Annotated in this window: 20 protein-coding genes; 3 read left to right on the top strand and 17 right to left on the bottom strand. The window is 67.0% G+C overall.

What is annotated here, in order from left to right; translation table 11 throughout:
* Window positions 1-51: 51 nt before the first annotated feature.
* From BoBH3_RS04180 to BoBH3_RS04140, 9 genes are all read right to left on the bottom strand, one after another.
* Entirely contained in the window at window positions 52-1,380 is a 1,329-nt protein-coding gene (locus BoBH3_RS04180) for an ABC transporter substrate-binding protein (protein ID WP_262329476.1), read from the bottom strand.
* Window positions 1,381-1,484: 104 nt separating this feature from the next.
* Complete coding sequence (locus tag BoBH3_RS04175; RefSeq protein ID WP_262329475.1) at window positions 1,485-2,564, bottom strand: branched-chain amino acid ABC transporter permease; 1,080 nt, start codon at window positions 2,562-2,564, stop codon at window positions 1,485-1,487.
* 13 nt (window positions 2,565-2,577) lie between these two features.
* On the bottom strand, window positions 2,578-3,492 hold the full coding sequence (locus BoBH3_RS04170; protein WP_262329680.1) for a branched-chain amino acid ABC transporter permease: 915 nt from the start codon (window positions 3,490-3,492) through the stop codon (window positions 2,578-2,580).
* A 172-nt stretch (window positions 3,493-3,664) separates the two neighbouring features.
* Window positions 3,665-4,480 (bottom strand): ABC transporter ATP-binding protein, encoded by an 816-nt coding sequence (locus BoBH3_RS04165; protein ID WP_262329474.1) that lies wholly within the window; start codon window positions 4,478-4,480, stop codon window positions 3,665-3,667.
* The gene (locus tag BoBH3_RS04160; protein WP_262329679.1) at window positions 4,477-6,462 is read right to left on the bottom strand and encodes an AMP-dependent synthetase/ligase; all 1,986 of its coding nucleotides are present in this window, start codon (window positions 6,460-6,462) and stop codon (window positions 4,477-4,479) included. Before BoBH3_RS04160 ends, BoBH3_RS04165 begins: the two co-directional genes overlap by 4 nt.
* A gap of 333 nt (window positions 6,463-6,795) precedes the next feature.
* Entirely contained in the window at window positions 6,796-7,101 is a 306-nt protein-coding gene (locus BoBH3_RS04155) for a hypothetical protein (protein WP_262329473.1), read from the bottom strand.
* A gap of 88 nt (window positions 7,102-7,189) precedes the next feature.
* Window positions 7,190-7,396: a hypothetical protein gene (locus BoBH3_RS04150; protein WP_262329472.1), complete on the bottom strand. Its 207-nt coding sequence runs from the start codon at window positions 7,394-7,396 to the stop codon at window positions 7,190-7,192.
* A gap of 79 nt (window positions 7,397-7,475) precedes the next feature.
* Window positions 7,476-8,150 carry a Crp/Fnr family transcriptional regulator gene (locus BoBH3_RS04145; protein WP_262329471.1) on the bottom strand — a complete coding sequence of 225 codons (675 nt, stop codon included), beginning with the start codon at window positions 8,148-8,150 and terminating at the stop codon, window positions 7,476-7,478.
* Window positions 8,151-8,263: 113 nt separating this feature from the next.
* Window positions 8,264-11,809: an indolepyruvate ferredoxin oxidoreductase family protein gene (locus BoBH3_RS04140; RefSeq protein WP_262329470.1), complete on the bottom strand. Its 3,546-nt coding sequence runs from the start codon at window positions 11,807-11,809 to the stop codon at window positions 8,264-8,266.
* Window positions 11,810-12,124: 315 nt separating this feature from the next.
* Between BoBH3_RS04140 and BoBH3_RS04135 the strand changes: the two genes are divergently transcribed.
* Window positions 12,125-12,766: a DUF1007 family protein gene (locus tag BoBH3_RS04135; protein WP_262329678.1), complete on the top strand. Its 642-nt coding sequence runs from the start codon at window positions 12,125-12,127 to the stop codon at window positions 12,764-12,766.
* Complete coding sequence (locus tag BoBH3_RS04130) at window positions 12,757-13,773, top strand: nickel/cobalt transporter (protein WP_262329469.1); 1,017 nt, start codon at window positions 12,757-12,759, stop codon at window positions 13,771-13,773. Before BoBH3_RS04135 ends, BoBH3_RS04130 begins: the two co-directional genes overlap by 10 nt.
* A 106-nt stretch (window positions 13,774-13,879) precedes the next feature.
* Here the strand turns inward: BoBH3_RS04130 and BoBH3_RS04125 are convergent, their stop codons facing one another.
* From BoBH3_RS04125 to BoBH3_RS04105, 5 genes are read right to left on the bottom strand one after another with little or no spacing between them, the layout of a single operon-like run.
* On the bottom strand, window positions 13,880-14,263 hold the full coding sequence (locus BoBH3_RS04125; protein WP_262329468.1) for a nitrile hydratase accessory protein: 384 nt from the start codon (window positions 14,261-14,263) through the stop codon (window positions 13,880-13,882).
* Window positions 14,250-14,909 carry a nitrile hydratase subunit beta gene (gene nthB / locus BoBH3_RS04120; protein ID WP_262329467.1) on the bottom strand — a complete coding sequence of 220 codons (660 nt, stop codon included), beginning with the start codon at window positions 14,907-14,909 and terminating at the stop codon, window positions 14,250-14,252. Before nthB ends, BoBH3_RS04125 begins: the two co-directional genes overlap by 14 nt.
* Window positions 14,906-15,538 carry a nitrile hydratase subunit alpha gene (gene nthA, locus BoBH3_RS04115; protein ID WP_262329466.1) on the bottom strand — a complete coding sequence of 211 codons (633 nt, stop codon included), beginning with the start codon at window positions 15,536-15,538 and terminating at the stop codon, window positions 14,906-14,908. Before nthA ends, nthB begins: the two co-directional genes overlap by 4 nt.
* 12 nt (window positions 15,539-15,550) lie before the next feature.
* Window positions 15,551-16,747, bottom strand: a complete 1,197-nt coding sequence (locus BoBH3_RS04110) for an amidase (protein WP_262329465.1) — start codon at window positions 16,745-16,747, stop codon at window positions 15,551-15,553.
* Window positions 16,748-16,752: 5 nt separating this feature from the next.
* The gene (locus tag BoBH3_RS04105; protein WP_262329464.1) at window positions 16,753-18,342 is read right to left on the bottom strand and encodes a gamma-glutamyltransferase family protein; all 1,590 of its coding nucleotides are present in this window, start codon (window positions 18,340-18,342) and stop codon (window positions 16,753-16,755) included.
* Between the two features lie 137 nt (window positions 18,343-18,479).
* Between BoBH3_RS04105 and BoBH3_RS04100 the strand changes: the two genes are divergently transcribed.
* The gene (locus BoBH3_RS04100) at window positions 18,480-18,719 is read left to right on the top strand and encodes a hypothetical protein (RefSeq protein ID WP_262329463.1); all 240 of its coding nucleotides are present in this window, start codon (window positions 18,480-18,482) and stop codon (window positions 18,717-18,719) included.
* Between the two features lie 21 nt (window positions 18,720-18,740).
* On the opposite strand, the gene BoBH3_RS04095 is transcribed toward BoBH3_RS04100, so the two are convergent.
* The 3 genes from BoBH3_RS04095 to BoBH3_RS04085 form a co-directional block, all read right to left on the bottom strand.
* Window positions 18,741-19,106, bottom strand: a complete 366-nt coding sequence (locus tag BoBH3_RS04095; RefSeq protein ID WP_262329462.1) for a DUF1850 domain-containing protein — start codon at window positions 19,104-19,106, stop codon at window positions 18,741-18,743.
* The gene (locus BoBH3_RS04090) at window positions 19,103-21,241 is read right to left on the bottom strand and encodes a TRAP transporter permease (RefSeq protein ID WP_262329461.1); all 2,139 of its coding nucleotides are present in this window, start codon (window positions 21,239-21,241) and stop codon (window positions 19,103-19,105) included. The genes BoBH3_RS04095 and BoBH3_RS04090 overlap by 4 nt, the downstream gene beginning before the upstream one ends.
* Window positions 21,242-21,399: 158 nt before the next feature.
* Window positions 21,400-22,365 carry a TAXI family TRAP transporter solute-binding subunit gene (locus BoBH3_RS04085; RefSeq protein ID WP_410050546.1) on the bottom strand — a complete coding sequence of 322 codons (966 nt, stop codon included), beginning with the start codon at window positions 22,363-22,365 and terminating at the stop codon, window positions 21,400-21,402.
* Window positions 22,366-22,428: the final 63 nt, after the last annotated feature.

Below are 22,428 nucleotides of genomic sequence, written 5' to 3'. Positions count from 1 at the left end.
CGGTAACGAAGGGGTGCCGGCGGCGGGGAGCCGCCGCCGGCTGCCGTCAGATCAGGACGACTTCTCGCAGGGCTCGGTGCGCTTGGGCCAGTTGCCGGCCTTCTCGACATAGTCCTTGGCGTTGGCCTCGATGAGCGGGCGGACCTCGTCCTTCATCGGCTCGATCCAGTCGCCCTTCTGCGTCCATTTGGTGCCGTCCCACTCGGCGACATAGGCCTTGTGGTGGCCGGAGTGGTCGGCGCAGGTGATCTTCACCGGGGAGGCGAAGCCGGCCATGCCGATCTCCTTGAGGCGCGCCTCGTCGACATTGAGGCTCTCGAGCCCGCGGCGCATGTCCTCCGGGGTGATCACCTTCTTGCCGGTCAGCTTCTGGGCGGTGCGGATCGCCTCGACGACGAGCATCGAGTTGTAGACGCCGCGGTTGTAGAGGTTCTCGCCGACCTTCTCCTTCGGCGTCGTGCTCTTACCCTTCTCCACGACATGCTTGAGGATGTCCTGGATGACCGGGAAGTTCTGGCCCGCAGCGTTGAAGTTCAGAGACCTGTAGCCCTTGGCCTCGGCGCCGCCCGCGCGGGCGTCGTCGTCACCGCCGGCCCACCAGACGCCGACCAGCTTGTTGATCGGGAAGTTGTTCTTGATCGCCTCCTTGACCGCGGTCGGGTTCATCGCGCCCCAGCCCTGGTTGTAGAGGAAGTCCGGCCGGTCGCGGCGGATCGAGAGCCAGAGCGAGCCCTGATTCTGCATGTCGGCCGCCGCGACGGGATAGAGCTTGAGCTCGAAGCCGTATTTCTTGGCGAGGTTCTCGAGCACCGGGATCGGCTCCTTGCCGAAAGGCGCGTCGAGATGGATCAGGCCGAGCTTCTTGCCCTTGAGCTTGTCCATGCCGCCGAGCTCGGCCGCCATGTGCTTCACCATCACCGAGGCGCCGTCCCAATAGGTCAGCGGCGGGATGAAGACCCAGGGGAAGTTCGTGCCGTCGGCCGAGGCCGAGAGGCCATAGGCCATGGAGAGGATCGGCAGCTTGTCGACATGGGCGCGCGGGATCGCGGCCAGCGTCGCGCCGGTCGACCAGGGCGAGTAGACGATGGTCTTCGACTTGACCTGCTCGTAGCACTCGATCGACTTCTTGGTGTCGTAGCCGGTCTCGCACTCCTCGTAGATGATCTTGACGCCGTTCACGCCGCCGTCGCGCTCGTTGATCATCGAGATGTAGTCGCGCATGCCGTCGCCGATCGGGATGCCGGAGCCGGAGAACGGGCCGGTGCGATAGGCGTTGTTGGAGAAGTAGATCGTGTCCTGCGCCGAGGCGGGCATGATGGCGGCGGTCGACGCCAAGAGGGCCCCGAGTGCCGCGCCCTTCATCAGAATGCTGGTCTTCATGAACTTCCTCCGTTCGTTTCCTCTGTCCGGGCTGGCTGTCGCCTCCCCGGTCTTCAAGCGCCGGCGCTTCGTTGTCGCCGGTCGTTAATCGGACCGCCCCCGGGTCAGTAGGGGAAGGGCCACGTCCGCAGCTTCTGCTTCCCGATCTGCCAGAGGCGAGCCAGCCCATGCGGCTCGACGATCAGGAAGAAGATGATCAGCGCGCCGACCAGCATGAAGGTGACGTGCTCGGCGGTGGCGCCGGTGAGCGGCACGCCCAGGGCCGGCAGGCCGAACTTCAGCGCCGTCGGCAGCACCGAGAGGAAGGCCGCGCCGAAGAAGGAGCCGATCAGCGAGCCGAGCCCCCCGATGATGACCATGAACAGGATGTTGAAGGAGAGCCGGATCGAGAAGACGTCCGCCGCCTCGCCGCCGCCGTACCAGAGGAAGATCATCATCGCCCCGGCGACGCCGGCGAAATAGGAGGAGACGGCGAAGGCGCCGAGCTTGGCGTTGAGCAGCTTGATGCCCATCAGCTCGGCGGCGATGTCCATGTCGCGCACGGCCATCCATGACCGCCCCAGCTTTCCATGAACAAGGTTAGAGGCGAACCAGGTCAGCACCACGACGAGGCCGAGGCAGACGAAATAGCGCGTCTCGGGCGTGGCGGAAGCGCCGGTGACGGGGATGTCAAAGAGCGTGCGCTGCGGCACCTCGATGGCGCCGGAGGCATTGTAGTTGAACAGCCAGGGCACGCGGACGAAAGCCCATTGCAGAAAGAACTGCGCGGCGAGCGTCGCGACGGCGAGATAGAAGCCTTTGATGCGCAGCGAGGGCAGGCCGAAGAGTACGCCGATGCCGGCCGAGAACAGCCCCGAGACGAGGATCAGGACGATGATGTTCACGTTCGGGAAGAAGGTCGTCAGCTTGTAGCAGGCATAGGCGCCGACACCCATGAAGGCCGCGGTGCCGAGCGAGATCAGCCCGGTATAGCCGGTCAGGATGTTGAGCCCGATCGCCGCCAGCGAGAAGATGAGGAAGGGGATCATCACCGAGGCGATGAAGAAGTCGCTGCCAAGGAAGGGGACCGCCACCAGGGCGATGCCCAGGATCACGGCGATGCCGATCCGGTCCTCCCTGAGCGGGAAGACAGCCATGTCGGCGGCGTAGGTCGATTTGTACTGGCCGGCCTCGCGGTAGAGCATGTCGTCCGGCTCCTCAGATGCGTTCGATGATCTTGTCGCCGAACAGGCCCTGCGGCCGGAACAGCAGGAAGCCCAGCGCAATGAAATAGGCGAGCCAGCTCTCGATGCCGCCGCCGATCAGCGGGCCCCAGTAGAACTCGCCGAGCTTCTCGCCGACGCCGATGATGAGGCCGCCGACGATGGCGCCCGGGATCGAGGTGAAGCCGCCGAGGATCAGCACGGGCAGGGCCTTCAGCGCGACGATCTCCAGCGCGAAGGAGACGTCCGAGCGCGCGCCCCACATGATGCCGGTGATGAGCGCGACGATGCCGGCGGTGAACCAGACGATGACCCAGATCTGGTTCAGCGAGATGCCGACCGAAAGCGCCGCCTTGTGGCTGTCGGCCACCGCGCGCAGCGCTCTTCCGATGCGGGTGTACTGGAAGAACAGGGCCAGCAGCCCGATCATCAGCGAGGCGATGATCGCGGCGGCGATGTCGATCTTCTGCAGCGAGACCAGGCCGCCGAGGATCTGCAGGTCGATCGCGCCCTTCGGCAGGTAGAGCTGCTCGGTGATCATCTGCTTCGGATTGCCGCCGAAGAGGGATTCGCCGAAGCCGATCAGGAAATAGGTGATGCCGAAGGTCGCCATGAACAGGATGATGTCGGGCTGATTGACCAGCGGGCGCAGCACCACGCGTTCGATGGTAACGGCGAGCGCGAACATCACGCCGAGCGTCAGGATGACGGCGAGGAAGGCCGGCACGCCCTTCTCGTAGAGCCCGACCAGCGTCAGCGCCGCGAAGACGACCATGATGCCCTGGGCGAAGTTGAACACGCCCGAGGCCTTGAAGATCAGCACGAAGCCGAGCGCGATCAGCGCATAGAGCACGCCGGAGACGAGCCCTTCCCAGATGGTCTGCACCAGGAGATCGGGCGCCTGGACCATCTGCTGGAACGGGTCGACGAAGATGGCGTAGAGCGTGTTGGACGGATCGAGCCGGACGCCGATGGCGATCGCGGCGACGATGGCCGCGGCGATCAGGCCGGCCTTCACCATGGGATTGGCGAAGACGTTCGGGGCGGGGCGGGTGGCGATGTCGCTCATGGGTCCACGCTCCTCAATGCGCCACGCCGAGATAGGCATCGATGACGCGCTGGTCGGCCTTGACCTCTTCCGGCGTGCCATCGGCGATCTTGCGGCCGTATTCGAGCACGACGACCCGGTCGGACAGGTCCATGACCACGCCCATGTCGTGCTCGATCAGCGCAATGGTGGTGCCGAACTGGTTGTTCACGTCGAGGATGAAGCGGCACATGTCCTCCTTCTCCTCGAGGTTCATGCCGGCCATCGGCTCGTCGAGCAGCAGCAGCTCCGGTTCCATCGCCAGCGCCCGGCCGAGCTCGACGCGCTTCTGCAAGCCGTAGGGCAGCTTGCCGACCGGCAATTTGCGGATGTGCTCGATCTGCAGGAAGTCGATGATGTCCTCGACGACGCGGCGGTGCTCGATCTCCTCCTGCATCGCCGGGCCATGGCGCAGCGCCTGCCAGAAGAAGCCCTTCTTCATCTTGAGGGTGCGGCCGGTCATGATGTTGTCGAGCGTCGACATGCCCTTGAACAACGCGACGTTCTGGAAGGTGCGGGCGATGCCGCCGGCGGCGGCGCGGTGCGGGCGCATCTTGGCGCGGCGCTCGCCCTTGAAGACGATCTGGCCTTCCTGCGGCTGGTAGAAGCCGTTGATGCAGTTCAGCATCGAGGTCTTGCCGGCACCGTTGGGGCCGATGATGGCGCGGATCTCGCCCTTGCGGATGTCGAAGGAGACGTCGGTGATCGCCTTCACGCCGCCGAAGCGCAGCGAGATGTTCTCGACCGAGAGCAGGACCTCGCCCTTGTCGCGGAGAGGGGTGCCCGTCACGTTGATCGGCTCCGCGTTCATGCCGCCTTCGCCGCTGCCGGCGCCCCCTCGACTGTGACGGGATAGGTCTTGGCGTCGCGGACCTTGACGCGGGCCGAGATCACGCCCTTGCGGCCGTCCTCGAAGGTGACTTCGGTCGAGATGTCGGCGATCTCGGAGCCGTCATAGAGCGCGGCGACCAGAGGGGCGTAGCGCTCGGCGATGAAGCCGCGGCGAACCTTCTGCGTGCGCGTCAGTTCGCCGTCGTCGGCGTCGAGTTCCTTGTGCAGGATGAGGAAGCGCTTGATCTGGGCGCCGCCCATCATCGGCTCGGCGGCGAGCGAGCGGTTCACCTCGTCGACATGCTTCGCGATCATGTCGTAGACCAGATCGTGGCCCGCGAGCTCCTGATAGGAAGCGTAGACGACGTTGTTGCGCTCGGCCCAGTTGCCGACTGCTGTCAGGTCGATGTTGATCGCGACGGTGGCGTAGTCGCGGCCCTGGCCGAAGGCCACCGCCTCCTTGATGTTCGGATAGAATTTCAGCTTGTTCTCGAGGTATTTCGGCGGGAAGAGCTCGCCGCTGGCGAGCTTGCCGACATCCTTGGCGCGGTCGATGATCTTGAGGTGGCCACCCTCGTCGAAGAAGCCGGCATCGCCCGAGCGCACATAGCCGTCGGCGGTCATCGTCTCGGCCGTCTTCTCCGGGTCCTTGTAGTAGCCGCCGAAGATCGAGGGTGAGCGATAGAGAACCTCGCCGCTCTCATCGATGCGGATCTCGACCAGCGGCGCGGGCTTGCCGACCGTGTCGGCCTTGATCTCGCCGTTGGGCTGCATGGTGATGTAGACGCCGGCTTCGGTCTGGCCGTAGAGCTGCTTCAGGTTGACGCCGATCGAGCGGTAGAACCGGAAGAGCTCGGGGCCGATGGCCTCGCCCGCCGTGTAGCCGACCTTGATGTTGGTGAGGCCGAAGCGGTTGCGCAGCGGCCCGTAGACCAGCATGTCGCCGAGCTTGTAGAGCAGCCGGCCCTTCAGCGGCACGCTTTCGCCATTCAGGATCTTCTCGCCATACTGCTTCGCGACGCCGAGGAAGTAGTGGAACATCTTCCGCTTCAGGGCGCCCGCATCCTCCATGCGCACCATGGTGATCGTCAGCATGTTCTCGAAGACGCGCGGCGGAGCGAAGGCATAGGTGGTGCCGACCTCGCGGCGGTCATCGATCACCGTGTCCGGGCTCTCGGGGCAGTTGACGCAGAAGCCGGCCAGCATCGCCTGCGCATAGGAGAAGACATGGTCGCCGACCCAGGCGATCGGCAGATAGGCGATGACCTCGTCGCTCTCGGTCAGCCCGTCGAAGCCGCAGCCGATCTCGGCGGCGACGATGACGTTGTAATGCGAGAGCATCACGCCCTTGGGCCGGCCGGTGGTGCCGGAGGTGTAGAGGATGATGCCGAGATCGGAGCCCTTGCCCTGCTCCATCTCGCGGGCGAAGGCGGCCTCGGCCTGCGGGTCCTTCAGCGCCCGATGGCCTGCCTGCATCACCGCCTCGATGGCGTGGAGCTTGGCGTGGTCGTAGTCGCGCAGGCCGCGCGGCTCATCATAGAGCATGTGCCGCAGATGCGGCAGCCGCTCGGCGATGGAGAGGATCTTGTCGACCTGCTCCTGGTCCTGCACCACGGCGAAGACCGCCTCGGCATGATCGAGGACATAGGCCATCTCCTCGGCGACGCTGTCGGCATAGACGGGAACGGGGACCGCGCCGAGCCACTGCGCCGCGCACATCGACCAGTAGAGCCGCGGCCGGTTGTAGCCGACGATCGCGACCTTCTCGCCGCGCTTCAGCCCGAGATCCTGCAGGCCCTTGGCGAAATCGCGGACATGGGTCGCGACCTCGGCCCAGTTCCATGACTGCCAGATGCCGAGGTCCTTGTGGCGGAAGGCGACGCGCGAGGCGCGCTCGCGGGCATTGCGCAACAGCAACTTCGGAAAGGTATCCGCCTCGCCGGCGGTGCCGCTTGCCACGATTGCGTTCTCCCTGACGAGCCGCCATGCGTGTGGCGGCTTCTTCTGCGGGCCGGTTCCGACCTCGTTCTCATGCAAGCCTTGCAGGCGGGGGCCATCTTCGCAAGGAGGTGCTTGACAGACAATTCCCCTTTTGGTGACTATGGTCACGGCGAGGTCTGAATTCGTCCCTTTGCGGCAGTCTACACCCAGCCTTTCCCAAGCAATTCGGTCGATCTGCTGTCCGCTGTGCCTGCATCGGCGCCGCTGCGATGTCGCTGCGACCAAAGACCTATGCAACGAAAACGGCCCGCAGCTCGGTGGAGCTGCGGGCCGGTTCGGCCGTCGCGAGAGCGATCAGTAGCGATAGTAGTTGTTGCGGCGATAGCCATAGGCCGGCGCGTGCGGCGGCGGGCCGCGATGACGATATCCGTAGCCATAGCCGCGATCATAGCCACGGCCATGGCGGTAGGAGTCACGCCGGTGCTGGCGCTCCATGTTCCGCTGAACCTCCCAGTGACGATGCTCACGGGTGTGGCGGGTATATTCGGCCGGAAGCGTGTCCAGCGCCCGGGCCTGCGGAGCGCTTTGCGGCGCGGCGCCGGCCGGAGAGGCGGCGATCGCGGCAAGGGTCAAGCCGGCGGCCATCAGAAATCTACGCATGGTCGTCTCCTTCAGTCGATGACTGTCCATGGCCGCATTGAAGCGCAGCGCGTTCCAATGAAGCCTGAATGAGAAAGTTGGCTGGCGTTCAGGTGGAGCTGCGGTGTCCCGCCGGGTCGCGATGCCGCATCGCGCCGCGCGCGGAGCGGTGGACGGCGATTTTCACAGGCTGAAGCGTGTTGAAGGGGTCGGCCCATTCGTTCCAGCTGCGCCGGGCGATCCGTGACTGCGTCGCAGCGTATTCGGCGGCCTGGTCATTGACCCGTTTCATGAACAGGTCGAAGAGCCCAAACATCTCGAAGTTCCTTTCTCAGCACGAGGCTGTTCGGGAAAGGCAACGCGCGAGATGCGGTTTGGTGCCATGCTGGAAAACCTCAACCTTCGTAGCGGGCCAGCTTGTCGAGGTCCCGGATGGTGATGCTGCCGTGGCCGAGCTCGATCAGCCCGACATCCGCCAGCTTCGCCAGACCTTGATTGGCCATCTGGCGCGAGATGCCGGCGAGCATGCCGAGCTCCTCCTGCGAGATCGCCAGCGTCCGGTCGAGGTCGGGGTACAGGATCGGGTTGAAGAGCCAGGCGAGATTGCGCGCCAGACGCCCGGTGGAATCGAGCGTGCGTTCCGTCTCGGCCAGCGAGATGAACTGGGCGAGGCGCTCGTTGAACTGGTGGACGAGGAAGCGGTTGAACGCCGCCGAATGCTCGAACAACCACAGGAAGGTGGCGCGGCGCATCAGGGCGAGCCGCGTCTCGCGCAATGCCACCAGTTCGTAGCGGCGCGGCTCGGCCTTGATGACCGTGCCCTCGCCGAACCAGGCGCCGCCACGAAGCCCGGCCAGCGTCGCGGATTTGCCGGTCTTCGAGGTGGTCGCCATCTTGACCAGCCCTTCGGCCACGCCGGTCCAGGCCTCGAGCCGGTCGCCGACATGGCAGATCGAGGCGCCCTTGCCATAGCTCTTGAAGGAGATGCCGCGCCGTGCCTCCTCGAACTCGGCCTCTGAAAGGTCGCGGGACCAGGAAGCGATGGCGCGCAGTTCCTCGGGGGCGATCACAGGCAGTCCTTAGAAGGCGGGGCCGGCTCAGTATGGGGGCCGATGGTGATTGGCTCAAGCTGAACCGAAGAGGCGCTGGAACCCTCTCCTTGCAGGAGAGGGTTCCCCGGGTCTCATTCCGCAGCCTGGGGCAGGGTCGACGGGGTCGATCCCTCATCCCTCAGCTGCGCCAGCAGGGCCGCCTCCTCCGCCTTCGCCGCCTTGAGATGCCGCTCCTTGACGTGGCCGAAGCCGCGGATCTTCTCCGGGATCGCCGCCAGCGCCGTGCAGAGTGCGTTGTTCTCTGGCGAAAGCCGCGTCAGCAGCTCGTTCAGCAGCGCTTCGTAATCCGCGATCAGCCGGCGCTCGGTGCGGCGCTCCTGCGTGTAGCCGAAGATGTCGAGGGCGGTGCCGCGCAGCCCCTTGAGCTTCGCCAGCACGGCGAAGGCGCCCATCATCCAGGGTCCGAAGCCGATCTTGCGCGGCAGGCCGGTGTTCGGATCGCGCCGCGCCAACAGCGGTGGGGCGAGGTGGAACTCGAAGCGCAGCGGTTTGCCCCCCGCGCTGTCGGCCTCGAAGGTCGCCGCGACCTGCCGGCGGAAGGCGCCGTCGCTGTAGAGCCGCGCGACCTCGTATTCGTCCTTGTAGGCCATCAGCTTGAAGAGGTTGCGGGCGACGGCTTCGCTGAGTCCGGTCTGGCCAGGCATCACGGCGGCTTCGCGCGTCTGCACGCGGGAGACGAGATGGCGATAGCGCGCGCCATAGGCGGTGTTCTGGTAGGCCGCGAGAAAGGCGACGCGGCGGGCGATGACCTCCTCCAGCGTCTGGGAGAAGCGGCGGGACGGGGTTGCGGCCTTGGTCTGCCCGAGCATTTGCGCCAGCGCCTCGGGATCATGAGCGGCGCGGCGGCCGAGCTCGAAGGCCTGCAGGTTCATCGCAACCGCCTCGCCATTGAGCTCGATCGCCTTGACGAGCGCCGTGCGGGAGAGCGGCACGGCCCCTAGCTGCCACGCCTGGCCGAGCATGAACATGTTGGCGGCAATGGCATTGCCGAGGAAGGCGGTCGCGGCCGCCGTGGCATCGACGAAGCGGGTGCGTTCCTTGCCGGCCGCAGCGAGGATCGCGCGCTTCAGCCGCTCTGTCGGCAGCGAGAAATCGGCGTTGCGGGTAAAGTCCCCCGGCAGGCTCTCGGCGGTGTTGACGATGACGGTGCCGGCTTCCGGGCGGATCGCGCCGAGGACCTTCTTCGAGCCGGTGACGGTGAGGTCGCAGCCGAGCACCAGATCGGCCTGCCCGGCCGCGACGCGGATGGCGTGGATGTCGTCGGGCCGGGGCGCGAGCTTGACGTGGCTGAAGACGGCGCCGCCCTTCTGGGCGAGGCCGGCCATGTCGATCATGCCGCAACCCTTGCCCTCGAGATGCGCGGCCATGCCGAGGATCGCGCCGATGGTGACGACGCCGGTGCCGCCGACCCCGGTGACGATCACGGCGAAGCTGCGATCCAGCGCCGGGATGACGGGCTCGGGCAGATCGCCCGCGCCGAGCGCATCGGCATCGAGCCGCAGCGGGTCTGCCTTTTTCGGCCGCGCGCCATGGACGGTGACGAAGGAGGGGCAGAAGCCCTTAAGGCAGGAGAAATCCTTGTTGCAGTTCGACTGGTCGATCTGGCGCTTGCGGCCGAACTCGGTCTCCAGCGGCTGCACCGAGACGCAGTTCGACTGCACGCCGCAATCGCCACAGCCCTCGCAGACCAGCTCGTTGACGATCACGCGCTTGTCCGGATCGGGATAGGCGCCCCGCTTGCGGCGCCGGCGCTTCTCGGTCGCGCAGGTCTGGTCGTAGAGCAGGAGCGAGACGCCGGAGACCGTCGCCAATTCGCGTTGCACGGCGTCGATCTCGTCGCGGTGATGCAGCGTCGTGCCCGCGGGCCATTGCGTGGTGGCCGGGTACTTATCGGGCTCGTCACTGACCAAGGCGATGCGCCGGACTCCCTCGGCTGCGACCTGTCGGGCCATCTGGTCTGGCGTCAGATGGCCTTCCGCCTGCTGGCCGCCGGTCATGGCGACGGCGTCGTTGTAGAGCAGCTTGTAGGTGACGTTGACGCCGCTCGCGACGGCCCAGCGGATCGCGAGCGAGCCGGAATGGGTGTAGGTGCCGTCGCCGAGATTCTGGAAGACATGGCCGCGCGTCGAGAAGGGTGCTTCGCCGACCCAGTTGGCGCCCTCGCCGCCCATCTGGGTGAAGCCCGCCGTGTCCCGGTCCATCCACTGCACCATGTAGTGGCAGCCGATGCCGGCATAGGCGCGCGAGCCCTCGGGCACCACGGTGGAGGAGTTGTGCGGGCAGCCCGAGCAGAAATAGGGCGTGCGCTTCGCGATCTCCTGCGCCTCGGCGAGCCGGCCCTGCGCCGCGGCGATCTCCTCCAGACGCGCCCGTAACGCGGGATCGTCCTGGTACTGGAGCAGCCGCGAGCCGAGCGCGATGGCGATGTCGTTGGGGTCGAGCGCCGCATGGACGGGGAAGAGCCATTCGCCCTTCTCGTCCTTCTTGCCGATCACCATCGGCTGCTGCGCCGCGCCATAAAGCTCCTCACGGACCTGGACCTCGATCAGCGAGCGCTTCTCCTCGACCACCATGATGAGGTCGAGGCCTTCGGCGAAGCTCTTCAGCTCGGCCGGGTCGATCGGCCATGGGCAGGCGAGCTTGAACAGGCGGATGCCGAGATCGTTGGCGCGGACCTCGTCGATGCCGAGATCCTCCATTGCCTGGCGCACATCGAGATAGGACTTGCCGACGGTGGCGATGCCGATGCGCGGCTTGGCTCCACCATGGGTGACGATGCGGTTGAGCCTGTTGGCCCTGAGATAGGCCAGCATCGCGTCGCGCTTGTAGAGATGGAGCCGGCGTTCTTGCTCGAGGAAATCGAGCTCGCGGCGGATGGCGAGGCCGCCCGGCGGCATGGCGAAATCGGTGGGCGTGACGATCGAGACGCGGCCGAGCGAGCCGTCGATGGAGGCGGTCGATTCGATGTTGTCCTTGACGCATTTGATGCCGACCCAGACCGAGGCGAAGCGCGAGAGCGCGATGCCGTGCAGGCCGTACTCGATAATCTCCTGCACGCCGGCCGGGTTCAGGATCGGCATCATCCGGTCGACGAGGACGAACTCGGTCTGGTGGGCGTTGGTCGAGGATTCGGCGGTGTGGTCGTCGCCCATCAGGCAGATGACGCCGCCCCTGGGATCGGTGCCGGCCATGTTGCCGTGGCGGAAGACGTCTCCCGAGCGGTCGACGCCCGGCCCCTTGCCATACCAGAGCGCGAAGACGCCGTCGTATTTGCCCTCGCCGCTGAGCCCCGCCTGCTGCGTGCCCCAGATGGCGGTGGCCGCGAGATCCTCGTTCAACCCCGGCTGGAAGACGATGTTCGCGGCCTTCAGCGTCTTGCCCGCGCGCAGCAGCTGCTGGTCGAGCCCGCCCAGCGGCGAGCCACGATAGCCCGAGACGAAACCAGCGGTGTTCAAGCCGGCCTGCCGGTCCCGCTCGCGCTGCATCAGCAGCATCCGGGCCACGGCCTGCGTGCCGGTGAGGAAGACCTCGCGCTTGTCGAGGTCGTATTTGTCGTCGAGCGCGACCTCTCGCAGCGCGCCCGCCGCAGTGCCCGATTGGTTCGGTCTCTCGGCCATGGCCGACCTCCCGGATCGTCGTTTCCCCAGGCGGGCCGGTTGCTCCGGCCTCATGCCATGCCGTCACAGCGGCAGATATGTCAGCGAGGCTGACATGATGGCCGGGGGCGGTCAATCAATCTGGTATCATTCCAATTTTTGACGGCCGGTCCAGCGTGACTATGAAACGACGCGCTCGGCTTGATGAGATGTGCCGCGATTTGGCCCCGTTTGGCAGGGATGGCTGTGACAGCGCGCCGGGTTGAGCCGCGCGTTGACGATCGGTTAACCATGATCCGGCGAGCGTGCCCGAAACCGAGGAGGGTTCCGTCCTTGATGCGATCGAGGCTGCTTTCGGCCCTGGCCGGATTTGCTCTCGCCTGCGGCTTCGCCGGCAGCGCGGCGGCGCATCCGCATGTCTTCGTCAAGGCGAAGGCCGAGATCGTCTTCGCACCGGACGGCTCCGTGCGGGCGATCCGCCATCGCTGGAGCTTCGACGAGGCCTATTCGGCCTATATCACCCAAGGGCTGGACAAGAACGGCGATGGCAAGGTGACTCCGGACGAGCTGGCGGAGCTCGCCAAGACCAACACCGAATCGCTGCCCGATGTCGACTTCTTCACCACCGCCAAGATCAATGGCCGCCAGCAGGAGTTCGCCATGCCCGGCGAGGAGGGCATGAGCTATGAGGACAAGGTCCTGACGCTGACTTTCACGCTGCCGCTGAAGAGCCCTCTGAAGGCGCGCTCCTTCGGCATCGAGATTGGCGACCCCACCTATTTCGTCGCCTTCGAGATCGTCGATGCGCCGGATGCGGTCGTCGCCAAGGACGCGCCGCAGGGGTGCATCGTGCGCGTCGCACGGCCGGCCAAGCTCGATGATGCGACGCAGAAGCGCCTCGCCGAGGCGGACGTTACCGAGACCCCGGATGTGAGCGGCCTGCAGGTGACCACGCGGGCGCTGGTGGCATGTCCCTGACGCCGGCAGAGGCGATGCGCCCGGCGGGAGCCGCTCTTTCGCGGCGGCTCGTCGTCTTCGTAGCGGCACTGCTTGTAGTCGCGGGCATGATGACGCTTCTGGCCATGGTGATCGCGGCGGTCAGCCCGCCCCCGCCTCCCCCGCCGCGCAATCCCTTCGGGGCGGCGCTGCCGCGCGAGGCGCTGCCCTCGACTACGGGGTTCGGCGCGCTGATCATCGCCTGGCAGTCGAGCTTCTATCGGGACCTCACGGCGGCTCTGAAAAGCATCGCCGAGCAGCCGGCCGCGCTTTGGGGGTTGCTCGGGCTATCCTTCGGCTATGGCGTCTTCCACGCGGCCGGGCCGGGGCACGGCAAGGCTGTGATCTCCGGTTATATCGTCGCCGACAACCGCAGCCTGAAGCGGGGCCTGGTCTTGAGCTTCGCGGCGGCCCTGCTGCAGGCGCTGGTGGCGATCGGCATCGTGGCGGTGGCGACGCTGCTGTTGCGCACGACGGCTGTACGGATGAACGCTGCGGCGCAGGTGATCGAGCAGGGCAGTTTCCTGTTCGTCGCGCTGGTCGGGCTGCTGATCCTCTGGCGCAAAGCTGGCGCCTTCGTCGCGCTCGATGCGGGCGGCGCCCATGATCCGGCGGCCTGCGACCATGTCCATCTGCCCGATGCCGAAGCGGTTTCGCGGCTTGCCGGCTGGCGCGAGATGGCAGGCGTCGTGCTGGCGGCCGGCCTGCGGCCCTGTGCGGGAGCGCTGATCGTGCTCGTCTTCGCCGCCTTGCAGGGGCTGTTCTGGGCCGGTGTCGCGGCGGCTCTCGCCATGGCTCTCGGCACGGCACTGACGACGGGCGCGCTCGCGGCTGTCGCGGTCTTCTTCAAGTTCGCGGCGCTGAAGCTCGCGGGCGGCGGCAGCCTTCGCGGCGCGCGGATCATCGGCGGCCTCGAACTGCTGGCCGCCGCCTTCGTCGCGGTGCTGGGCGGGGCGCTGTTCGCCGGGATGTGGATGGCGGGCAGCTAGAGCCTCCCGTCAGTCTCGGGCGGCGCGGAGCGACGACCCGAGAATCTCATGACGAGATGGCGCTGGTTTCCGAGATGCTCGGGTCAAGCCCGAGCATGACGGCCATTCAGCGCAGCGGGTCGTTCTCCAGCAGGATCGGCTTGCCGTGCGGGGTCGCCTCGGCGGCGCGGGCCCAGGAGGCAGCGAGCGCGTCGACGCCGCCGTGGGAGGCCAGCCCCTTCTCGATCAGCAGGTGTTCCAGCGCCTCGCACCAGCGCTCGTAATAGTCCGAGCCATCCCGGCAGCCGCCGGCGGCCAGAGCTTCGCGGATCTCGGCGCCGAGCGCCTGCGCCCATTCGTCCGCCGTGAAGACGCCCTTGCTCTGCAGCGCTACCACCAGCGCGAAGACCAGGGCCTGCCAGGGCTCGGCGAAGATCGGACCCTCCGCATCGCGCGGGATCGGGGTGTCGGCGGCCAGTGCGGCCGCGAGATCGCTTTCATGCCGGCTCAAGATAGCTCTCCCAGGCCTCGACGCTCACGGTGGAGGTCGGATCGGCGTCGCGGCCCCAGAGCTCGGGGCCGGTGAAGACCACCGTGTAGAGCCATTGCGCGGTCTCAGGCAGGCCTTGCGAGCCTGTGTCGGGGAAGACGTGGCAACCCACGATCCGCTCGATCACGCCTTCCTTGCCGCGGGCATAGCGGGGCAGGCGGGTGTGATGCTGCGGGTGCATCACGATGGTGCGGACCCTGTCGCCGATGGCGAAGCGCGCCGGGGCGCTGGCCTCGCGCTCATAGGGGAAGCCGCGACGCAGCACCGCCGGCACCTCCTCGCCCTTGAGCACGCGCTTCGGCTCGCGGCGCGAGGGCGCCGGCTTGCCGGAAAGCAGTTCCTCCGAGGTCAGGAAGCCATGCTTGACGAGCACCTTGTCGAGAGCGGCGAGCCAGATCTCGTAATAGGTCGAGGAGAGGTATTGCGCCGGAGGCAGGCTCTCGCGGTGATGACGGATCTCGTCAATGGTCCAGGCGCCCATGGCGCCGGCCGCGACGTTGATCGCGAGAACGCGCTTTTCCCAGTCGCCGTGGAAGATCGGTTCGTTCGGCTCCGGCCTGACCGGGCCGAAGGCCATCTGGCCGCCGAGGTCGTGGGCGCTGTTCATCGCGCATCCTCCACGCGGGGCAGCCCCGTGCCGATCATCGAGTCGCGGTTGACGATGGAGGCGAGCTTCTCCTCGCTCCAGCCCTCGGTACCGGCCGGGCGCATCGGAATGACGATGAAGCGGGTTTCGGCGGTCGAGTCCCAGACGCGGATGCGCTGGCCCTCGGGCAGCGTGACGCCGAAATCGGCGAGCGTGCCGCGCGGGTCGATCACGGCCTTGGCGCGGTAGGGCGGGGATTTGTACCAGACCGGAGGCAGCCCCAGCACCGGCCAAGGATAGCAGGAGCACAGGGTGCAGACGATGAGGTTGTGCTGCTCGGGCGTGTTGAAGCAGGCGACGATGTGCTCGCCGCCGCGTCCGCCATAGCCGAGTTCCGCCACCGCCGCCGTGCCGTCCGCCTTCAACCGCTCGGCAAAGGCCGGGTCGGTCCAGGCCTTGGCGACGACGCGGGCGCCGTTGCGCGGGCCGACCCGCGTCTCGTAGGTCTCGACGATGGCGTCGAGCGCGGCCGGCTCGACATAGCCCTTCTCGACCATCAGCGTCTCGAGCGCCTTAACCCGCGCCTCAATGGCGGTGTAGTGGTTGTCGTGATGATGGTCGTGGTCGTGATCGTGGTGATGTCCGCTCATGACGACCTCCTTTCAGGCGATCCTGATGCGTGCGGCGCGTTCATAGCGCAGGGCGAAGGCGACGAGCGAGCGGTCCGAGCCCTTCGGGCCGATCAGGGACAGGCCGAGCGGCGCGCCTTCCCGCTGCGCAACGGGAATCGTGACCTGCGGGAAGCCCGAAAGCCCCGCGAGGCAGAGCAGCCGCAGCGCCCGGTTGCGGAAATCGTCGAGCGCCGATTCCGGTGTGCTGATCAGCGGCGCGATGTCCGGCATGGTCGGCAGGATCAGCACGCCGTCCTTGCCGAGCAGGCGCGCCAGCCGGGCGCGGAAGGTTTTCCGGGTTGCCTCGGCCTTGGCGTATTCGGCGTCGGTCACGGCTTTCGAGAAGGCGAAGCGGTCCTTCACCCCCGGCCCGAGCGGCGGGGCGAAGCGCTCGATCATCGGGCCGTCGGAGAGCCAGGCCTCGCGGCCCTGAATCCAGCGGAAGGCCCAATAGAGCGCATCGAGATCGCGGACGAGCTTCACGCTCTCGGACTCGCCGAGTTCGTGGACGGTGCGCTGCACGACATTGCGCAGGATCGTTTCCGCCTCGGGTACCGCCTGGCCGAACATGTCGTCGGCGACGATCATGCGTGGCACTTCCGGAAGCTCGGCCTTGTCGAGGCTGAAGAGAACGTTCGCGACGCGGCCAAAAGTCTCGCCGTCGCGGGCGAACCAGCCCGGCGTGTCGAGGCTTTCCGCCAGCGGCCAGGTGCGCTTCAGCGAGAGCCGGCCATGGCTCGGGCGGATGCCGAAAAGGCCGCCATAGCTCGCGGGAGCCCTGACCGAGCCGCCGGTGTCCGAGCCGAGCGCGAAATCGGCGAGGCGCCCGGCCACCGCAGCCATCGAGCCGCAGGAGGAGCCGCCGGTGATCCGCTCGGGCGCGGCCGGGTTGATGGGCGAGCCGAAATGCGCGTTCTGGCCGTTGAGCGAGAAGGCGAGCTCGTCGGTATGCGTCTTGCCGACGAAGCGGGCGCCGGCCTTGAGCAGATCCTTCACGATCGGCGCGGTCTTGGTCTTGATGCCGGACTGCGCCAGCACGATCGGCGAGCCTGCGCCGGTCGGATAGCCCTTCACGTCGAAGAGGTCCTTCACCGCCAGCGTCAGCCCGGCGAGTGGGCCGGCCGCGGCGTGCTTCACCGCCGCATCGGGATAGGGAACGAAGCAGCGGAACGGATCATCGAACGTCATGGCGGTCACACCCCCCTCGCATCGCCGTCGGAACGCGGATCATGCACGGCCTCGACATGACCCTTCTGGTGCTTCACCAGCATGCCGGCATGCCCGAAGCCGTCGGAATAGGGCAGGCCCGTCTCGGTGACAGGGTGGCCGGCGGCATCGAGGCGCTCCAGCAGGGACGGGTCGAAGCGGTTCTCCAGCCTGAGCGCCGTCGAGCCCGCGCCCCAGGTCTTGCCGAAGAGCCAGCGCGGCGCGTCGATGGCGGTCGCGAGGTTCTGGCCGGCGCGGTAGCGCGTCAGGATCTGCGCCTGGAACTGCGGCTGCCCATCCCCGCCCATGGCGCCATAGGAGAGGATGCGCCCGTCGTCGAAGCGGGCGAAGGCCGGGTTCAGCGTGTGGAAGGGCTTGCGGCCCGGCGCCAGCGGGTTGGCGGCGCGCTCGTCGAGAGAGAAGGACTGGCCACGGTTCTGCCAGTTGATGCCGGTCGCCGGCAGTACGCAGCCCGAGCCGTATTCCCAGTAGATCGACTGGATATAGGAGACGGAAAGCCCGGTGCTATCGATGGCACCCATCCAGATCGTGTCGCCGTCGCCGTTCTTGAGCGGCAGGGTGGCGGCCCGCTTCATGTCGATGGCGGCGGCTTCGCGCGCCAGAACGGCCTCGGTCAGGAAATCGGCGGAGGGGTGCTTCAGGCGCGATGGATCGGTGACGTGGCGGTCGCGGATGGCGAAGGCGCGCTTCGTCGCCTCGATCAACCCGTGATGGTGCTCGAAGCTGTCGAGCTTCCAGCGGCCGAGTTTCTCGAAGATGCCGAGGATCAGGAGCGAGGCCAGCCCCTGCGTCGGTGGCGGCAGGTTGTGGACGGTCAGCCCCGGCAGCTTCAGCGAGAGCGGCGTCACGGCCTGCGCCCGGTAGGCTTCGAGATCGGTGCGGGTCACCGGTGCGCCGATGCGCTCCAGATCGGCCGCGATCTCGCGGCCGATGTCGCCGCGATAGAAATCGTCTAGGCCGGCGTCGGCGAGTTGCTGCAGCGTCGCGCCGAGCGCGGTTGGCCTGCGGCGGGCGCCGGCTTTAGGCGGCTCGCCATCGGTCCAGAAGCTGGAGAGGAAGCCGGGCGCCGCCTTCAGCGCCTCCAACTCGTTGGACTGGGTGCGCAGCTCCGAAGCGGAGACGGCGTAGCCTTCGCGGCAATGGCTTATGGCGTCCGCCAGCAGGTCGCGGAGCGGGAGGCGGCCGCCGAGCGAGCGGGAGAGATCGAGCGCGAGCCGCCAGCCGCCGACAGCGCCGGCGACGGTGAGCGCCGATTCCGGCCCGCGCGAGGGAATGACGTCGTAGCCCCGGCTGCGATAGCGCTCGATGGTGGCCAGCGAGCCCGCCGGCCCGCAGGCCTCGATGCCGTGCATGCGGCCGCCGGGCTCATGTACCAGCCAGAAGCCGTCGCCGCCGATGGCGTTCATGTGCGGATAGACCACGGCGATCGTCGCCGCCATCGCGACCATGGCCTCGATGGCGTTGCCCCCCTCGGCCAGGACGGCCCGCCCGGCCTCGGAGGCCAGGGTATGCGGAGCGGCGACAGCGGCCGAAGCGAAGACAGGCGTATCGAGCATCAGGGGTTTTCAATCTCCGGGGGCGTGCCCATCTGACCGGGCAGCGCGATTTTCGCGAATTTGTTGCATGGGGCGGGAAGCTCCGCTAGGTGCATCGGGCGCATGGCCCTGACGCCTGCGCGCGAAGGAAGGACGACATGGCCGGACGGCACACCAACTGGCGCAACCTGATCATGGTGATCTCGTTCGGGATCCTGATCGCCGTCGAACTGTTCGGCGTGGCGCTAGCGGCGGGCTGGGCGCTGGCGGGCCTGTTCGAGCTCGGCCCGATCTTCGAGTACATCATGATGGCGATCTTCTCGGTCTTCGCCGCCTACGGGATGGTCAACCTGATGCGCCGGATGCTCAAGATCGAGCATCTGACCGAGGTCGACTGACGCTCGCGCCCCATATAGCGCCTAGTCACATATCTTGAGCGTCACCGGGTCGGCATCGGCCGGCAGATAGTCGCTCATCGGCCGGCACTGGCCATCGATGCAGATGCGCCAGTCGGCGGTCGCGCCGGAGCGGCGCATCGCCACTTCCCTGAGCGGCGGCAATGCCGGATGCCAACGCCAGAAGCCATTGATGAGCCGCGCGCCGTCCGGAGGGTCCATGCCGGCGCCCGAGCCCTCGATGCGGGCCTCGACGATCTCCAGTCCGGCCGGCGTCTCGCGCCAAACCTCGTCCCAGAGCGTCTTCTGAACGGAATGGCGCCAGCCCAGCGTGATCTCCCCGCGGCCGAGCGCCACGACGAGCGCGCCGGCTGCGAGGCACAGGCTCATGCCGCGGCCGCGGCCGTGCTGCGCGAGGCCAGCCAATGGCGCAGCACGACGGCCGCGGCGAGCGCATAGCCGAGCGGGTCGCTATAGGCGAATTCGCCGAAGAGCAGCACCGCTGCGCCGAAGCAGAGCACACGTTCGAGAACCGAGAGCCTGCCGAAGAGCCAGCCGATCGCGACCATGCCGAAGAGGGCAATGGCGACGCTTGCCTTGAAGGTGGCGTAGACGACCGCCGGCCAGAAGCCGATCACGTTCGCCATCGGATCGCCCGACTGCAGCATCAGCGCCGGCGAATAGACGGCGATGAAGGGGATGACGTAACCGGCGAGCGCGACGCGCATCGCCTCCCAGCCGATCTTGTCCGGGTTCTCCTTGGCGATCGGCGCGGCCGCCAGTGCGGCCAGCGCCACCGGCGGCGAGAGATCGGCCATGATGCCGTAGTAGAAGGCGAACATGTGGCTGACGATCAGCGGCACGCCGAGCTTCTCCAGCGCCGGTGCCGCGAGGGCCGCGACGATGATGTAGGTCGGGATCGTCGGGATGCCGGTGCCGAGCAGGATCGACAGGATCATCGTCAAGATCAGTGCCAGAAACAGGCTGTGCTGGCCGAGCCCGATGATCCAGGCGCCGAAGGTGGTGCCGATACCGGTCTGCGTCATCAGACCGATGATGGTGCCGACGATGGCGCAGGCGATGCCGACGGGCAGGGCCGTCTTGGCGCTGTCGGCGAGGGCATCGCGGCTGATCGCCAGAGTCGTGCGTCCGCCCAGCGTGAAGGCGTTGGCGAGGATCAGCACCGCGATCAGACCGGCGACGATGCGGATGTCCATGCCGTCGCGGAAGAGCGCGGCGGCGATCAGCCCGAGGCCGACCCAGAAGATGATGCGCAGCGTCTGCGTGCCGAACCCGGCCGTGATGCCGGCGCCGAGCAGAAGGCCGACCGTCAGCGCCAGGCCCATCGTGCCGGCGAAGAGCGGCGTGAAGCCATGGAACAGCATGAAGATCAGCACGGCGAGCGGCAGGGCGAGGTACCAGCGCTCGCGCAGGGCCTTGAGCGGGCTCGGCAGCATCGAGCGCTCGATGCCCTTGAGGCCGTATTTGCCGGCCTCCAGATGCACCATCCAGAAGGCCGAGGCGAAGTAGAGCACGGCGGGTATCGCCGCCGCCTTGACGATCTCGGCATAGGGCACGCCCAGCGTCTCGGCCATGATGAAGGCGACGGCGCCCATCACCGGCGGCATGATCTGCCCGCCCATCGAGGCAGTGGCCTCGACGCCGGCGGCAAAGGCGCGCCGATAGCCGAACTTGATCATCAGGGGGATCGTGAACTGGCCGACGGTGACGACATTGGCGACGCCGGAGCCGGAGATCATGCCCATCATGCCGGACGAAACCACGGCGACCTTGGCCGGGCCACCGCGCGCGCCGCCGAAGATGCCGAGCGAGACATCGTTGAAGAGGTGGATCATCCCGGCCTTTTCGAGGAAGGAGCCGAAGACGATGAAAAGGAAGATATAGGTCGCGGAGACGTAGATCGGCGTGCCGTAGAAGCCCTCGGTGCCGAAGGAGAGGTGGCCGATGATCTGGTCGAAGCCGTAGCCGCGGTGATTGAGAGGCGCGGGGAGGTGCTGGCCGAAGAACCAGTAGAGCAGGCAGACGCCGCACATGATCGGCAGGGCGTTGCCCATCAACCGGCGCGCTGCCTCGAAGATCAGCAGGATCAGCAGGGTGCCGACGACGAGGTCGAGCGTCGAGGGATCGCCGTCGCGCAGGATCAGGTCGGCGTAGAAGATCCACTGATAGAGGCCGATGCCGAAGCCGAGGAGGCCGATGGCCCAGCCGAGCAGGCGGCCCGGCGTGTCCTTGGCCCGGAAATTGGCGACGAGGCCGAAGGACAACAGCAGCAGGAAGCCGACATGAACGCCGCGTGCGGCCTGGCTCGGCAGGAAGTTCCAGGCGGATATGGCGATCTGGAAGGCGGCGAAGGTGATCGCCAGGCCATAGGCGAAGAGCCCCCAGCCGCCGGGGCCGAAGCCGTGCGGAAAGCCATGCTCGAAATTGTCGAGATCGGCGTGCTCGACCTCGCCCGGCTTCGCGCCGGAGAGGGTTTCCAACTGGTCGGTTTCGGTGGCGGCCATGGTCGAAGTCCTGCCGGTGTTCATGTGTCATCCCGCACGCGCCGCGGCATGCCGGTGCCGCAGCGCAGATGCGGGATCGTCTTCAGGAAGAGGTGCTTGCTCGTCGCGCGGTCCCGCGTCTGCGCCGCAGCGTTGCACGGGATGACGCGCTTCGGACCTTACGAACCGGCCTTCAGGCCTTTTTCCTTCAGGTAGCGCGCGGCGCCCGGATGCAACGGGACCGGCATGCCATCGAGCGCCTTCTCCAGCTTGATCTCCTTGCCAGCCGAGTGAGAGGCGGCGAGGTCGCCGAGGTTCTCGAAGACGTTCTTCGTCATCTGGTAGACCAGCTCCTCCTTCACACCCTCATGCGTGACGAGGTAGTTGACCACGGCGGCCGTGTTCACGTCGCTGGTCTGGCCGGTATAGGTGTTGGCCGGGATCGGAGCGCTGATGAAGGGCGGGCCGGCCTTGTCGATGACGGCCTTCGGTACCTCGACGACGTTGATCTCGACCGAGGTCGCGAGATCGCGCAACGAGGCGACGCCGAGGCCGGCCGATTGCAGCGTGGCGTCGAGCTGGCGGTTTTTCATCAGCTCGACCGACTCGGCGAAGGGCAGGTACTCGATCTTGCCGAGGTCCTTGTAGGCGATGCCGGCGGCGGCAAGGATGGCGCGAGCGTTGAGCTCAGTGCCGGATTTCGGCGCGCCGACCGAGAGGCGCTTGCCCTTGAGATCGGCCAGCGTCTTGATGCCGCTCTCCTTGGAAGCGACAATCTGGACATAATTCGGATAGACGGCCGCGATCCCGCGCAGCTTCTTCAACGGTGCCTTGAAGCCGGCTTCCTCGTCGCCCTTCCAGGCGGCGTCGAGCGAATCCCCGAGCGTGAAGGCAATCTCGCCGCGGCCCTGCTGCAGCAGCACCAGATTCTCGACCGAGGCCTTGGTGGCCTGGACGCTGGGGCGGGTGTTGGCGATCTTCTCGCCGTAGATCTTAGAGAGCGCGACGCCCATCGGGTAATAGACGCCGGAGGTCCCGCCAGTGAGGATGTTGACGAAATCCTGGGCGTTCGCGGTCACAGGCGCGGCAGCGAGCGCGCAAGCCGCAGCCATGGCGGCCAGACGGCCGCGGAACGACGTTTTCATGTTTTCTCCCTGGTCTTGGCTTCGTGCCCCGGCTCGAACGGCGGGTTGAGGTTTTTTAGAGCA

Origin of the sequence: Allobosea sp. BH3, from assembly GCF_025499465.1 — a bacterium.
In the GTDB taxonomy this organism is placed as follows: Bacteria; Pseudomonadota; Alphaproteobacteria; order Rhizobiales; family Beijerinckiaceae; genus Allobosea.
The sequence above is the reverse complement of the archived record's forward strand: the minus strand, read 5'-3'. Positions and strand labels throughout refer to the sequence as shown.